Genomic DNA, 13,576 nt, shown 5'->3' with positions numbered 1-13,576 from the left:
TAATCGTCGGATGAGGCTCCACATCAAGGGTTAGTCGTACCCGCTCATTGATTCAATTACGCGTTGGCGAGCGAAGTCTGCCCCAGGCTGCCCCGTCGAATTCATCAAATCGGCGTAGAAAGGACTGAAGTCGATTGCGCCGAAGTTAAGGCTCTGGAACTGGGCAGCGGTAAGGCCTGCGCAGCTTGCGCCAGTTCCCAGCTGTGCTCTGCCCGCGTCACCGATAATCTTCGCCAGCTCTGAGTTGTAGCAGCAGTAGCTGCGTCGGCAGGTCTTTAGAATGCGACCGCTACACCGCCTCCCGACTTGAGTACATAGCCCCGCGCCTTTCTTCATTGAAAGCATCTGCTCGGCTTCTGTGCAGGATGTCAATTCGAAGTAGATGTAAAGCAATACCATCAAGGCGAAGAGGTACGGGTTGAAGTAAAGATTGAAATTGGTTCCAGCGATATTTGTCGCCAATGTCGTTGTGCCAGGTATAGCCCCGCCGATAAGAGGAATGGTCGGCATGTTATAGGCAAAGGTGAATCCATAGAAACTGAAGCTCGGATTGAAAGTGACATTTGTCCAGCTATTGGAAATCCATCCCTCCATACCAACCGCAGAAAGAAATGGTTGAGTCGAGCTGTACATGAAGTCATAAACGTAGGGCGCAGACTTGTACCAGACGTAGTCGATGCCCGTCATTACAGCTGATACCGTAGCCGCCGATACGAACTCAGAGACAACATCGTTATTGCTTTGAGCTCCACCTGAACTTTGGCAACATTTGATTGAGATGCCTTTGTTACGGTAACGGCATCGCTCAGAGCTTCCTGAAAAGAGGCGGAACGTGTCTGGATTCAGATAAGTGCCGGCCTCTTTTGCAAACTCCATTGCTGCGGCAGCCTGCAGGAAATCTTCTTGGTTAGATGTGTATCCGGAGTCCCAGCATTTTGTAACTCCATTGTTATCAGTAACGCAAACTTGCTGTGATGAGCAGTTGTCGACTGGAATAGATGCGCTATCAAGAGGGCACTCATAGTTCCTTGCGAAGGTTTCACACTGGCTCGCGTATGGGTTTGCGACAATTACTCCATCAAGTCCACGCTTCGTCGTGGGGAATGTCTTGGCACATGTCCGCTCTCCTTGCTGCCGGCAAGAGAGCGCCTCCATCGCGCCGCAGCCTTCCTCGAATCGATCAGTGATGCATCCGAAGGGTAACGATTGCGACCAGCACCGTGTTATTGCACGGCCGTTGATAATTCGTGTGCCGTAATCGCTGCAGTGCGCCTCAGGGACAAGGCCAGGGTTATCCGGGTCAGGCTCATTCTCAAAGTCGCACCGTGGATTTGACTCGAGGTGGCCGCAATTATTCACCCATGTTTCGGAGGAGATAGTCCTGCAAACGTAGGTGTCTTGCTCGGTCGTACATACCCAGGTTTCGCCGACTTGAACTTGTTCAGTACCGGTAACCGCGCCAGTTTCCGGATCGACGATGTTGCGCGTTTCGTAGATCGGGTCCCAATAGCCGCCAACGCAGGTCGTGCCAGTTTTGGTACAAACCGGGCTTTCCATACGGCATGTCGTTTCAAGGGGTTTTTGCCACGTGTTCGTGCATACCTGTATCGGGGCCGGGGGCGTAATCGAGCATGAACCCCCAACAGGGCGGGTGCAGCTACGATTAACGCTCGACACGGTGACATTCAGGTTGTAAGAGCACCAGGCTTCATCAACGATCCGCCCCTCATTACATGTCTCAGTCCGGAAAGTAGCTCGTTCGAAATCCTCAGCAACACATGCGTTCGGCGAAGCGGTAATTCCGAAGCCCATCGTGCTCAATTGCGAATTCGGACTCTGTTGGATTACCCTAGATTGCGTAAAGATTGGATCGGTTGGAGCCGGCCCTGTAGACATGTCGATATTGGCTTGCGTTGAGGTATTTACCGCAAAGCACTCCATATGCGCGGGATTGTTGGGGTCGAGTGTTGCAGAGCCGCATGCGTCGATACGGGCTTGTCCTCCAGGGCCCGGATCAAAGTTCGAACTAAAGTTCAGGGCTTGCGGTACGTCCGCTGTTGCGTCCGGAAAAGACAGGGCTTCTTCGGCTTGTTGATAGATGTCAAAAGTTGATCCGGGGCGGACGAGATTCGAGAGGTTACTTGCTTCCGAGTATGGATCGACTGCATAAACAACAGACGTGAAGCAAACCCAGAAGGCCATGAACCTTGCCAAGAACTTGAAGAAAGCACTCTCTATGAACACGGCTATTTCTCCTTGATCATCGCAAGCCGCTTAGCTGCAAGTTGTCGAATCTCTGGCTTGGTTGCGCTCTGGGATATTTTCTCGAGAGAACCGATGATCGATATATCTCCAAAAACGGAGGCGTACTCGCCAACTGGAAAACAGCCTTCGTCGTCGACATTCAGATTGTCACGGGACAGGACTAACGCGGGTACAGCGTCGATCTTGTAGCCGGTGAACACCTCGGGATTGATAATCCACCCAGCACCGCCGGCGTTTAGTGCGCCGGCCTGCTCCGTGGTGCGTCGAACCGTCCCGCCCTTGTAGTTACCTCGAAGCACGAGCGTTGCCCCAGCGGCTTGTGCCTGCCGCGAGTACTCGCGGATAACGTCGGGTGGCATTGAGAACGAGACAAACAGCATGAGGGTGCCGTCGGAGTTTGTCGGCGCAGCCTCGGAGGTGCGTGCACTCTCGTACCGCTTGACGAGTTCGTTGAGGTCAGAGAAATCCTTTTCCCCTGCAGCCTTCTTTGCTGCTGCGTCGGTTGTAACGCCGAGCTGATTCGTGCCTTTGAGGGCCCGTGCTGCCCGCATGGCCTTATTCATTGAGTCCATGCCTTCGACACGAAGCTGTGCTTCATCGTCTTTAAGCTTTACGTCGGCTTTGTCAAAAAGCTCTTTCGATTCCGTTCTGATCCTGTCGTATTCGGTAGATGTCGGATGGAGATTCTCTGAGAACGCATAAGCAGAAAGCGTTGAGAGAAATAAGGTCGCGAGTTGTTTTTTCATTGCAGGTCTACAACTCCCTGGCAGCAATGACGTTTGCGGAAAATGGTGTAGCCCATGTCTTTGCCATAGACGGGAACTTCTGCTCCTATTTCGGCAAGATCAGTCATTCGGCCCAGAGGATCGCAACACCGGCCGGCAACCTTTCTTTGGGGAATGTAAAAGGTGCGGGACACCTTATAGGCACGCTTATCCATCATCAGCATCGGATACCCTACACGGCACATCGCGTCGCTACCATGTGTGGCCCAGATCATTCCAGATGCATGCATCTTTGCCAGCAACCGCTGAGTCAGCAGTCGTCCCGTTTGCTCGGCGGAAAGATGCGATGTGTTATCGCCTGTCAGTGGATATGTTCCGCCGTTGCAACCTGCGCACCAGAACAGACTGGAGATCGGAAAGCCCACCGCGGCAGCCCCACAGTCGACTGCGCAGGCATTTTGAGCAGCAGTGTCAGCGAAGGCATACATGTATGGGGTGATGATTCCCGCGAGCTCCGGATCGTCCCACATAGGGTCAAGGTTCGATGTGTAGGCCAGGTCGAAGTTGAGTTTCTCCATGCAATCGTTGTCCATCACCGTTTGCATGATGAACATGAAGGGCGAGACGTAATAGTTGATATTGCGGAACGACTTTTCGCCGGAACGGATGGCACCTTGGTCATAGTCTGTAGCGGTTGTGATCTCTTCTGTTGTTCCGCCAATCAGGCCTCGAAAAGAGATGTCCAACTGCATACCGCCAAGCATCGGGTAGCAATAAGGCTCGTTGACGACCTCTGCAAAGCGCGATTGCTCCCAGAATTCCACTGGAACGCCAAAAACCGTACTACCCCCTTTATCCAGACAGCTGCATAGCAGAGAGCTGTCTCGAGTCAGAGCATCTTCTTGTCCCATAGAAAGGACGTTTGCATTGAAGATGCGAATTGGAAACATGCAACTCCAACAGATATCCGTTAGTGGATTGGGAAATTTACCGGGGCAGGTTTGCGCGAAGGACGGGAGAGGCGTCAACAGCGCAAGAACGAATGCGATGAGGGGCAAGAGACGCTTGATCATTGGGTTACCTCATCGACGCGTATCTTCATTCCATCTTGAGAGAGGACTGCTGGAACGCGCTTGATACCGAAGTGCTGGGTCAGTTTTCCGTGCTGGTCGTAGTAGATCTTCACTTTCCAGCGGTCTTGGAGCTCACGCCAGGAGCCTCCGACCAGCACCACTCGATTGAGCGGATTTTCCTCAAGGTAGCGAGCAGCGATAGAAACCTGCTTCTCATCCCGAGCATCGATAAAGACGAGTGACTTGGAGAGGGCGATGTAGTTGAAGGGGTTGTAGACGACGCCCGCTTTTGCTACGACCCGCCCTTGTTCGTCGACTACATCCTCGGAAAAACTGACAGACGGATCGAAGTGCCAAGTCTTGTTCTCTGTGGCGTAACTGATCCCTGGAACTGGGGGAGGGTCAGAGAATGCCGCAAGCGTTTCTTCTTGAAAGCGCCGTTGCATTGCATTCATCTCGCCATTCGACTGAAGCCGTTTGATGAGATCCTTGATCTGTTCAACCATGTCTGGCTCAGCGATCGGCCATGTTTGCCCATACGTTGAGCCGATGCGCTCGGCGGAAGCTGAGGAGCACATTAGCGCGGTCAAGCAGGCGAGCAGGATCTTGGTTCCTGGCCGCACTGGATTCATCGTTTCGCGCTCGAGTCGTTAAGCCATGCGTCCATGGCGGCCACGGGCATGTAGCCGGCCTTGAAGGTGCCGTCGTCGCGGACCAAGGACGGGGTTCCGGAAACACCAATTTCGCGTGACAGGCGCTCGATCTTCTCAAGCGGGTTGTCGCACGTCGCGACGGGGGGCGTCACCCCTTCGACCATCATTGCCGTCCAGGCCTGTGCTCTGTCTTTGGAGCACCACACGGATTCAGCCTTCTCTTTGGCGCTCGGATGCAAGGACGCGATCGGACTCAGGAAGACATGCATGGTGTAGTTGTCCAGCTTCATGAGTTCCTGCTCGAATCGCTTGCAGAACGGACAATCAGGGTCGGTGAATACGGCGAACTTCCTGCTTCCGTCGCCCTTGACCACCTTGAAAGCAAGATCGAGCGGAAGCGAGTCCCACTTGGCGCGTGACAGGTTGTTGCGGGCCTCTGCGGTCAGGTCGACTTGTTCCTTCATGTCGAACATCGGGCCAAAGATCAAGTAACGCCCCGATTTGTCTGCGAAAGCGACCGTACGCCCCATAGTCACTTGAAAGATCCCAGGCACCGGAGAGTGCTTGACTTCAGCGATCGGAGTGTTGGGATAGGTCTTCTCCAGGTAGGCCTTAAGTTCTGCCTCTTCGGTGGTTGCAGCAAACGCACTGCCCACCACACAAGCGGCGGCCAGAGCGGTAACAGACAGAGTTCGAGCGAATTTCGAAAGCATCGTGTGATAACCTTACAAGAAAAGACAAATGGAATAGTAACTGTCACCCAGAAGGATATCAAATGCTTCCACGACTTGGCGGATGCTCTGATGCGGTTGCCCTTTGCAGTCTTGGCGCAGCAGTCGCTGCAACAACTCCGTTTGTAGGGGTCGATCCCCAGCATGCGGCTGCGCTGGCAATGGCCGGTACTACGTGGCTGGGCTATCGGGTGCTGGAGAAGGTGTCTTTCTCAAAGGCTGCGTTCGACTCGAACGTAGCGATCTCGTCGTCAGCCAAAACCCCTGATCTGGCTGGAGGAGCGGGAATGCTTATTGGCTACAAGGTCGAGGACGGAAGGCCCGTGTATGTGCCGGACGAAGACCTCATGCGGCATCTGTTCATTCTGGGTCAAAGCGGCGTTGGCAAGACCGTCCTGGGCGCCAACCTGATCTTTCAGCAGATTGCACGCGGGGGCGGGCTCACGTTCATCGACGGCAAGATGACGGACGAGGAACTGCAAAAAATCTGGCAGATGTGCGCCTGGTGCGGTCGGGAGCGTGACCTTTTCATCATCAACCCCGGCCGGCCCGAAATGAGCAACACCTACAATCCGTTGCTCTATGGTGATCCAGACGAGATTGCTGACCGGCCGATCTCAACCATTCCTCAGAATGACTCCAATCCGGGAACGGACTACTACAGAAAGGCCGCGCACCAAGGCATCGTGACTCTGGTTTCAGCAATGAAAAAGGCCGGATTGGCCTACAACTTCATTGACTTCGCGGTCATGCTGATGAACTCCAAGGCTCTTGAAGAGCTTGAGCGCAAGCTCATGGAGGTCGCCCCAAACTCCGATGAGGCTAGAGCCTTTAGTCTTTTTGTCGATCAGTTTCGGTATTCGGCTAAGCCTGGCGCAGATGCCACCATCGACATGAAACGGCTGAAGGAAGTGTTCGGTGGCATTGGGCAACGCATGTATCTGTTGGGAACAGGAAAATTCGGTGAAGTACTGAACTCGTACACGCCAGATTTGAACCTCTTCGAAGCAATTATGAACAACAAGATCATCTATGTTCAGTTGCCTACGATGGGGAAGAACGAAGCAGCGATGAACTTCGCCAAGATGTTCATCTCTGATTTTAGAACGTCGATCTCGTGGCTTCAGGATCTACCCGAAGAAAACAAGCTTCAGATACCTCACTTCTTCTTCATGGACGAAGCAGGCGGGTACGTTTCCATGAACATGACAAGGCCTTTTGAGCAAGCTCGCTCTGCCCGAGTGATCCTCTGTCCGGCCGCCCAGACCATGGCGAACTTCAAAGCGATCAGTGAAGAGTTTGCCGAGATGGTCATCGGAAACACCTGGACGAAGCTGATTTTCAAGGTCGGAACGCAGGCGTCTGCGGAAGAGATGGCGGAAGTCGCGGGAATGCACATCGTCAACGTACGGCAAGTTGCGGAGGCGCGAAATAAGGGGACCAGCTCCCAGCTTCTTCGTCTCGACCCCGCAGCCAGCGAAAGCGAGGGTCTCAGCGAGACGGTGACCTACAAGGAGCAAGAGGAAAACCGGGTTAGCGCCGATCAGCTCAAGGCGCTTGGGAAAGGTGAGTGCGTGATGCTCTATGGCGGTGATCAGGTGCACCACCTCAAAATACCCATGCTGAAATTCGATTCTCAAGAAGCGAAGAAGTTCGGAAAACCACGTGTGCACAGATTCAGGAAGCGTGCCGTCAAAGGTGCAGACTTCTTCAAGAACGCGGAAAAATATCTCTCCCGGAAAATGTCATGAACGAATGGTCACTCGGAGAGATGTTGGTTGACGGAATTCGCAAGTCACTTTTCTACGGTCTTGCGATATTCCTCATCTTGATGCTCATTCCGGCAACTCGTGAAATGTTTATGAAGTTTGTCGGAGTCGTTGGGGGCGAGACCGGTACTCGCGTCTTCAATACAGTCATCTATCTGATAAAGGGAATTTACAAGGCGCACGTTACGTTGATCTGGCATCTCTTTAATAGCAGAAAGCAAGTCTTTTTGTCTCCCGATGAAAGCCAGATAGGTGGGGCAGCAAAAGAGAAGATCAAGACTTGACCGATGAGGATGGATTGAGACGTGAGCAAAATCAAGAAGGATGCCCTTGAAGAGGCTATTGAAGTTGCAGACGAGGTTGTGTTCAGCGATAAATGGCTTGAAGAGAATAGTCTTGAAGTCTTGAAAGGTGACCCTCCCCCCTTTGAGCAATTTTTTGCAGAAGGGACCGACCTTGAGGAACTGGATGTCGCGGATTCTCTTGACGATTTCGCGGCAGACTTCAGTTTTGATGACTTCGCGGAAGCGGAAGCTGAATCATCTGCAAGTCAGAAGATTCAAGCGGCCCTTAGTACCCTGAATATCAAGGACACAGAGGGCGTTGTTACGGCAGAAGACTTCGAGGAAGGCCCTCCACGCCAGGCATTCCAGATCATCATGCACTACGCAACTGCACTGTTGCCAGAGCTTGCCTACCCAACGAAGCGCCCGAAGAACATCGTCTACTCGCACGAAAGAGTGATGCAGGCGGTTCGTTTCATCTTTGGCAGAGAAGAGCATGAGGGTGAAGGACGGGAAGGAATTAATTTTGCATTGTGCTGCGAGACGATTGGAGAGTATGTCCGGCCTGATGTAATAAGACTTCGGTTCCACTACGAGTTCTGGCTAAGGCAACTGCGCTTCCAACACGAGTTTCCGTTTCTGATCGACCCGGTGCCAGCATTCATCGAAAATCACGCATATTTCTTGAATGGAAAAAGTGCAGCGATCATTTGCGATTTGCTCTGGTCACACCCCGGACTCAACGTGCATGAGCTTTACCGGCGTGCAATCGATATGGAGCCGACAATCACGTTGAAGGATTGGGAAAAGAGCCTGGTGATGCTGGACGAGGAGTACATCGTCAGCGATTTCGTCGGTCACTGGTATCTCACAGGGAAAAACCCGGTTCGCTCGCATCAAGACGACGTTGCTGCGGGGAGACGATATCTATCTAAGTACGGCCGACTGAATTGGTCCGCCCACTTTGGGACTCCGGCGTGATGAATCGTCGAGATTTCCTGTTATTTGCAGCCAGCGCTGCTGTTGCCACGGCGCTACCTCTCCCTGCTCACGCGCAACAGTTGCCGCGAACGCTTTGGATCGCTCGCGACAACCCTCAGGATGGCGTGCTGCTCGATATCAGCACTGGGAAAGGGATTGCCTACCTCCAATACCTTTTGCGTGACGTTCGTGCAAACCGTCAGGGATTGGTCCATCCCCAGATCGTCAGCAACCTTGCTTGGGTCCAAGCGTGGCTCGCGCACTGGGGGCTGAAGGCGCCGATCGTGGCGACGTCCGGCCTCCGAACGGAGGTGACCAATCGTGAGGTGGGAGGAGCCCATCAGTCTCAGCATCTCCCTGACAATAATGGCGTCTTTCGCGCTGTCGATTTCTGGGTTCCCGGCGCAAACTCTGAGGACGTTGCCAGAATGCTCGAGTGGGCAAGAACGGGAGGTGTCGGCTTCTACCGGTCCTCAAAGCACATTCACCTTGATGCCGGTCGTCCGCGTTCGTGGGGACTGGCTAGAAACTGAAGAACACCATGCTACGAAAAGTCAGACTGTGGATTTCTAAGAAAGCAGCTGGAGATATGGATCTCGACATTGCAGGAAACAAAACCGTATCGGAGGCAGAGCTCCACAATACGATGGCGAGCATTCTGCTGGCAGATATTTTGAAAGAACGGCGGTCCGAACGCAGATGGAAGCTGTTTCGGCGCTTCATGATCGCATCTTTCTTTATCGGTGGTGCTGTGCTGTACGCGATGTTTTACACAAGCACCCTTGGCATAAAGGTGAACATATTTGAGAGATTCAAAGAACGCGAGCCTGAGCTGGCAGTGGTGCGTATCTCTGGGACGATTGGTGAATTGGTGACGGCGGACACGTTGATTCCTGCCATTCGATCGGCCTTTGAAGCTAAGACTACGAAGGCCGTGGTGCTTCAGATTAACTCACCAGGGGGGGCGCCCGGGGACGCCGAACGCATAGGTAGCTTCGTGCGCGAGATGCGTCTTTCCAGTGAAATCCCGATCCATGCAGTGATCGAAGGGATTGGTGCCTCCGCGGCGTACTTGATCGCGATGGAGACAGACAGCATCTACGCTGGTCGTTACAGTCTCGTAGGCTCAATCGGCGCAGTTCTGTCTGCGTGGGAAGCTCACCAGTTGCTCGATCGCATCGGAGTTCAGCAAAGGACGTTCTCGTCTGGCGAACTCAAGTCGATGTTGAATCCGTTCGCCCCACCAAACGAAGAGGGTAATGCCAAGGCTCAGAGCTTGGTTGACGAAATGGGCGAGATGTTTAGGGAAGACTTGATGCTGGCAAGGGCAAAGAAGCTTACATCGGGTATCGACTATGGGACCGGGGAGGTATGGAATGGTGTGGTGGCACAAGAGATCGGGCTAGTCGATGAGATTGGAACGATCGAGTCGATCCAGTCTAAGTACGGACTCGAAAAGCTGCGCGTTTATCGCCCGTTCCGACCCTACAGTTTTATGCGAATGATGGCAGAGTGGGCGCAGGACATGGGTATGGCGTTACCCTGGATTGCTGAAGGTTACAGTTACGAGTTGCGCTGAGAGAGTGGAAGGTCATGATCGGTTTCATCATTCGTCATCCAATTTTGTCGACAGCAGCAGTGATAATTGCGCTTAATTTTACGGATGCTCCGCTGTCACATGCTTTCGAGAAAGCCAATGTGTCGGAAGTCATTGGCTTGGACGCGAACGCAAGTGGCTTGCGTGATGATGTTGAGAGCTGGATTCAAGGGCTTTACCCAGAGGCAGCCCACCCGATCCGGGTGGCCGCAGAACAGCTTGGTAAAGCGTATCAGCTTGGGATGCAGGCTTTCCACGAGAACTCGCCAGCGCTTAAAAACAATGCGATACAGGCCTATGGGATTGCGCAGGCCTGTGTGGGAAAGCATTTCTCACCCGAATCTGCTGCGAAGATCAATGCTGGGATTGAAAAAGCTATGGGAAATACATCGGAGCGAGCGCAGTACGTTGTTGCACTCAAGGCCCAGCACGCGCGGGTTGTGAATAGCAACCCTGGCACTTACAGCTGCCCGTATTGAGCTCGGGGCGGCACTGGTTCAGGCTTTGCCCGCACGTCAAAGGAAAAACGGTTCGCCGTGAGGAAACGTGATGGCAGGCAAGCCAATTTCCTTGCGTCCCTTGAGATAGGTATCCATCTCAACAAAGCCAAACTTTGCAATTCGCGGCAGATGAATAAAAACGCCGTAAGTAAGGTGATACTGCTTCAACAGTATTTCGATTCCATGATGAGGCGGAAGGCCCGTCTTCATCCAATCTTTGAGCAAGTTGACCTCATCGCTGTCCCAGCAAGGGCAGCCAGGTTTCTCATAGAGGTGCATTTCGTTGCAACGCGCACAGACGGTCGCTAGGCCCCTGACCAGAATAATTTTACCCTGCTCGCTCTGGACAAGAAGGCGCTCCTGGTTGTAGCCCCGAGCAAAGAAAGGGTCCTGTATTGCTAGATCGAAAGGCGCGACGAATCCTTCGCGAGCAGCCCTGCGGCCTTCACGAAAATTTTTCAACTCTTCTTCATCAAAGAGTTTTACGGGCTTCTTGTGCGCGTCGATGGATCTCAACCGTAATCTCGAGATTGCTCATTGCTATATTCAACGGAGCCTGCATCCTTTTTGCAGCGATGAAGCTTTATAATCGTCAGAAATCCAAGAGCAAACTCTTCGTAGTTCATTCCTTGGTATGGCTCTGTGCGTTTGAATTTGCGACACCAGAAAGCGTAATAGCGGAACCCTTCCTCAGTGAAAAGTGCGCCACCCTCTGTGGTCCTGGATACTCCTTCGCGCCAAAAGCCTTTCCAGCGGAATTGGTCGAAGCGGATAGGATTGCTCTGCGTCATTGAGTAAGGCTAACACTGGGAAGGTTTGCCTTCAAGGATTCTTCTTATACAAAAAACCCGACCTCATGAGGCCGGGCTGTGTGTCATCGTTTAGAGATCCGCACGTAGTGCCGACAACGTAACGCTTGGCGGACAGCTGCAGCAGATCCACCGGCATGGGCTACTGCTTCCGAACCCTGGTCATGCAATCCCCGCACTCTCAGTCCAAAGAGTGCATTCGTCGCTTCACCCGTAGTTAGAAGACAACTTTGAATCATCGTCTTGATAAGTCGCTTGTAGCGATTCTCGATTCCAGGAAGATCGATAAAGAATCGACATCCATTCAGTTTGCTCCGTTCGATCTGATGTTCGGAAAGATCGCAAGGTGAAAAGAGGCTGACGACTTCGGAACTGACTCCGCAGATCTCGAAAACCATTCCGTCAATAATGACGCTGTCACCAGAAGCCCAATTATTTAAGTGCATCGCTGTAACTTGCATCGTATCTCCCGTTCGATAGTCCTGCCTGCAGCAATGCAACTTCTTGTGTGAGAAAAAAGGTTTAGGGCTAAACTGTGCCGCAGAGGGCTGCGGAACCCTCTATTCCCGCGTTTACAAGGAAAAACAATGATGGACCTGAAGAACTTTTCGCTTCCTGAACTGAAGAAGCTCTCTGTCGTCGTCCAGAAGGAGTTGGACCGGAGGACACTTCAGTCGAAGAAGGCACTGATCAAGCAAGTACAGCAGATGGCCGCCGAACATGGCTTGGATGCCGACGAGATGCTTGCTGAGGTCGGCTTGTCCGGCCGAGAAGGGTCGAGCGTGAAGTCAGGTGCCGGAAAAGCTGCTCCTGGACGCAAGAAAAAGGCACCTGCCGTGAAGAAGGAGAAGTTGCCGCCGGTGTACTGGAATCCGGTGAACGCCCAGGAGGGCTGGAGTGGTCACGGCCGGAGACCTTCGTGGGTGATCACGTACCTTGAGAACGGGGGTGAGCTCGAGTCGCTGAAGAAGCGCCCCTGACTCTGGGGTAGTGAGGGGCTGGCTTCAGTGCAATGCTGAGCCAGCCCCTGTTCTTTGAACGGAAACGCGAAACCTCAAGCCCATTTCCCTAAGTCGCGCCAACGTCTCCTCCTCGGTCGGTCTCGTCCGCCCAAGCTGGTCACAGCAGGCTTTGGCGATCTCTAGCAGTAGCGGAACTGCCGTCACAGGGACACCAGAAATGGAGCTAGTTGCGGGGAGTAGGGAGAAGTAATCCTGAGCCGTCTTCCCAGTAAGCCACTGCAGGGCCGAGACGAGAGTCCATCCACGCCCGAGCTGGGCGCTTACTTTTGCGCTTATTTCAGCGACGCTACAAGTGTCGACGAGGGTTGCAACGAGCACCGCCTCAACGCAGGCTTCAGCTTTTTCGCGAACACCAACATTTTTCTTGGTCATGTCGTCTCCTAAGGCAAGGGGTGCTCCGTCTTCGTAGAGGTCACAGGCGGAGCTTGTCTTTCGATTCCATGGTCACAGGCTCGCGCACGTCCTGCGTTTCACATGGATTCTGCCGCATCTCCAGTACTGCAGACGCAGCCTGATGGTCAGGCGCTAAACCAAGGAGATGTGAAATGGATCAGTATCAGTTCTACCCCACCCCCGCCACGCTTGCTTCAAGGGCGTGGTCGCTCTTCAAGAGCAAGGAATGGGTGCGTGTTTTGGAGCCCAGTGCCGGAAACGGTGACCTGGCGCTGGCTTGCCCCGCATGGCGAGACGATTACAGGCGCCGTGTACCTGTCGATTGTTGTGAGATTGACCTGAAGCGGCACCCTACCCTTCGGGCCAAAGGCTTGAATGTGGTTGGGACGGACTTTTTGCAGTTTAAGAACGGGCATCTTTACGACGCAATCGTTCTCAATCCTCCGTTCCGGGATGGTGTGAAGCATGTGTTGCATGCATGGGAGATTACGTGGGACTGCGAGATCGTCGCAATCTTGAACGCCTCGTCGCTCAAAAACGCCTACAGCACCGAGCGGGATCATCTTCTCAGCCTGATCGAGAAGCATGGCAGCGTGGAGTTTCATACCGGGGCCTTTGCAACGGAGGAGGCCGAACGCAGGACAGAGGTCGAGGTTGCGCTCATCTACCTTCGTAAGAAGGCTCAGGTGGAGGAGATTGTCGGCGACATTCTCAGTGAGTGTTGCCGGCTCCCTGATTCCGCACAAATCTGGCGTCGTTAAACGGCGTCGTCGA

At 53.4% G+C, this 13,576-nt stretch carries 15 protein-coding genes; 8 read left to right on the top strand and 7 right to left on the bottom strand.

Annotated features, from left to right (window positions below):
* Positions 1-30 precede the first annotated feature (30 nt).
* From V7Z75_RS11435 to V7Z75_RS11415, 5 genes are read right to left on the bottom strand one after another with little or no spacing between them, the layout of a single operon-like run.
* Complete coding sequence (locus V7Z75_RS11435) at positions 31-2,244, bottom strand: conjugal transfer protein TraN (protein WP_334108818.1); 2,214 nt, start codon at positions 2,242-2,244, stop codon at positions 31-33.
* Positions 2,245-2,246: 2 nt separating this feature from the next.
* Positions 2,247-3,011, bottom strand: a complete 765-nt coding sequence (trbC, locus tag V7Z75_RS11430; protein ID WP_048704567.1) for a type-F conjugative transfer system pilin assembly protein TrbC — start codon at positions 3,009-3,011, stop codon at positions 2,247-2,249.
* Positions 3,008-4,063 carry a TraU family protein gene (locus tag V7Z75_RS11425; RefSeq protein WP_011254802.1) on the bottom strand — a complete coding sequence of 352 codons (1,056 nt, stop codon included), beginning with the start codon at positions 4,061-4,063 and terminating at the stop codon, positions 3,008-3,010. The genes trbC and V7Z75_RS11425 overlap by 4 nt, the downstream gene beginning before the upstream one ends.
* On the bottom strand, positions 4,060-4,695 hold the full coding sequence (gene traW, locus V7Z75_RS11420) for a type-F conjugative transfer system protein TraW (protein ID WP_334108817.1): 636 nt from the start codon (positions 4,693-4,695) through the stop codon (positions 4,060-4,062). The genes V7Z75_RS11425 and traW overlap by 4 nt, the downstream gene beginning before the upstream one ends.
* A complete protein-coding gene (locus tag V7Z75_RS11415) occupies positions 4,692-5,429 on the bottom strand; it encodes a DsbC family protein (RefSeq protein WP_334108816.1) in 738 nt (245 codons plus the stop codon). The genes traW and V7Z75_RS11415 overlap by 4 nt, the downstream gene beginning before the upstream one ends.
* A 62-nt stretch (positions 5,430-5,491) precedes the next feature.
* Between V7Z75_RS11415 and V7Z75_RS11410 the strand changes: the two genes are divergently transcribed.
* Genes V7Z75_RS11410 through V7Z75_RS11385 form a run of 6 tightly spaced genes read left to right on the top strand, consistent with a single transcriptional unit; the run spans position 5,492 to position 10,557 of the window.
* The gene (locus tag V7Z75_RS11410) at positions 5,492-7,198 is read left to right on the top strand and encodes a type IV secretory system conjugative DNA transfer family protein (RefSeq protein WP_334108815.1); all 1,707 of its coding nucleotides are present in this window, start codon (positions 5,492-5,494) and stop codon (positions 7,196-7,198) included.
* Positions 7,195-7,500 carry a hypothetical protein gene (locus tag V7Z75_RS11405; RefSeq protein WP_041647820.1) on the top strand — a complete coding sequence of 102 codons (306 nt, stop codon included), beginning with the start codon at positions 7,195-7,197 and terminating at the stop codon, positions 7,498-7,500. The genes V7Z75_RS11410 and V7Z75_RS11405 overlap by 4 nt, the downstream gene beginning before the upstream one ends.
* Positions 7,501-7,521: 21 nt before the next feature.
* Positions 7,522-8,481 carry a hypothetical protein gene (locus tag V7Z75_RS11400; RefSeq protein ID WP_334108814.1) on the top strand — a complete coding sequence of 320 codons (960 nt, stop codon included), beginning with the start codon at positions 7,522-7,524 and terminating at the stop codon, positions 8,479-8,481.
* The gene (locus tag V7Z75_RS11395) at positions 8,481-9,014 is read left to right on the top strand and encodes a D-Ala-D-Ala carboxypeptidase family metallohydrolase (RefSeq protein WP_334108813.1); all 534 of its coding nucleotides are present in this window, start codon (positions 8,481-8,483) and stop codon (positions 9,012-9,014) included. The genes V7Z75_RS11400 and V7Z75_RS11395 overlap by 1 nt, the downstream gene beginning before the upstream one ends.
* 8 nt (positions 9,015-9,022) lie before the next feature.
* Positions 9,023-10,060, top strand: coding sequence for a S49 family peptidase (locus tag V7Z75_RS11390; protein WP_334108812.1), 1,038 nt, complete (start codon positions 9,023-9,025; stop codon positions 10,058-10,060).
* A gap of 14 nt (positions 10,061-10,074) precedes the next feature.
* Positions 10,075-10,557, top strand: coding sequence for a hypothetical protein (locus V7Z75_RS11385; RefSeq protein ID WP_334108811.1), 483 nt, complete (start codon positions 10,075-10,077; stop codon positions 10,555-10,557).
* Positions 10,558-10,593: 36 nt separating this feature from the next.
* Here V7Z75_RS11385 and V7Z75_RS11380 read toward each other — a convergent pair whose 3' ends face one another.
* Positions 10,594-11,094, bottom strand: a complete 501-nt coding sequence (locus V7Z75_RS11380) for a hypothetical protein (RefSeq protein ID WP_334108810.1) — start codon at positions 11,092-11,094, stop codon at positions 10,594-10,596.
* A 358-nt stretch (positions 11,095-11,452) separates the two neighbouring features.
* Complete coding sequence (locus tag V7Z75_RS11375) at positions 11,453-11,848, bottom strand: hypothetical protein (RefSeq protein WP_334108809.1); 396 nt, start codon at positions 11,846-11,848, stop codon at positions 11,453-11,455.
* Between the two features lie 126 nt (positions 11,849-11,974).
* Between V7Z75_RS11375 and V7Z75_RS11370 the strand changes: the two genes are divergently transcribed.
* A complete protein-coding gene (locus tag V7Z75_RS11370; RefSeq protein ID WP_048704546.1) occupies positions 11,975-12,367 on the top strand; it encodes an H-NS histone family protein in 393 nt (130 codons plus the stop codon).
* A gap of 587 nt (positions 12,368-12,954) precedes the next feature.
* Positions 12,955-13,563, top strand: a complete 609-nt coding sequence (locus V7Z75_RS11365; protein ID WP_334108808.1) for a hypothetical protein — start codon at positions 12,955-12,957, stop codon at positions 13,561-13,563.
* Positions 13,564-13,576: the final 13 nt, after the last annotated feature.

Origin of the sequence: Methylobacillus sp. (genome assembly GCF_036844465.1) — a bacterium.
In the GTDB taxonomy this organism is placed as follows: domain Bacteria; phylum Pseudomonadota; class Gammaproteobacteria; order Burkholderiales; family Methylophilaceae; genus Methylobacillus.
The sequence above is the reverse complement of the archived record's forward strand: the minus strand, read 5'-3'. Positions and strand labels throughout refer to the sequence as shown.

Excerpts from the sequence above, each read along its gene's own strand:
- traW (WP_334108817.1), bottom strand. The coding sequence starts at position 4,695 with ATGAATCCAGTGCGGCCAGGAACCAAGATCCTGCTCGCCTGCTTGACC.
- V7Z75_RS11395 (WP_334108813.1), top strand. The coding sequence starts at position 8,481 with ATGAATCGTCGAGATTTCCTGTTATTTGCAGCCAGCGCTGCTGTTGCC.
- V7Z75_RS11375 (WP_334108809.1), bottom strand. The coding sequence starts at position 11,848 with ATGCAAGTTACAGCGATGCACTTAAATAATTGGGCTTCTGGTGACAGC.
- V7Z75_RS11415 (WP_334108816.1), bottom strand. The coding sequence starts at position 5,429 with ATGCTTTCGAAATTCGCTCGAACTCTGTCTGTTACCGCTCTGGCCGCC.
- V7Z75_RS11365 (WP_334108808.1), top strand. The coding sequence starts at position 12,955 with ATGGATCAGTATCAGTTCTACCCCACCCCCGCCACGCTTGCTTCAAGG.
- trbC (WP_048704567.1), bottom strand. The coding sequence starts at position 3,011 with ATGAAAAAACAACTCGCGACCTTATTTCTCTCAACGCTTTCTGCTTAT.
- V7Z75_RS11425 (WP_011254802.1), bottom strand. The coding sequence starts at position 4,063 with ATGATCAAGCGTCTCTTGCCCCTCATCGCATTCGTTCTTGCGCTGTTG.
- V7Z75_RS11385 (WP_334108811.1), top strand. The coding sequence starts at position 10,075 with ATGATCGGTTTCATCATTCGTCATCCAATTTTGTCGACAGCAGCAGTG.
- V7Z75_RS11405 (WP_041647820.1), top strand. The coding sequence starts at position 7,195 with ATGAACGAATGGTCACTCGGAGAGATGTTGGTTGACGGAATTCGCAAG.
- V7Z75_RS11370 (WP_048704546.1), top strand. The coding sequence starts at position 11,975 with ATGATGGACCTGAAGAACTTTTCGCTTCCTGAACTGAAGAAGCTCTCT.
- V7Z75_RS11410 (WP_334108815.1), top strand. The coding sequence starts at position 5,492 with ATGCTTCCACGACTTGGCGGATGCTCTGATGCGGTTGCCCTTTGCAGT.
- V7Z75_RS11390 (WP_334108812.1), top strand. The coding sequence starts at position 9,023 with ATGCTACGAAAAGTCAGACTGTGGATTTCTAAGAAAGCAGCTGGAGAT.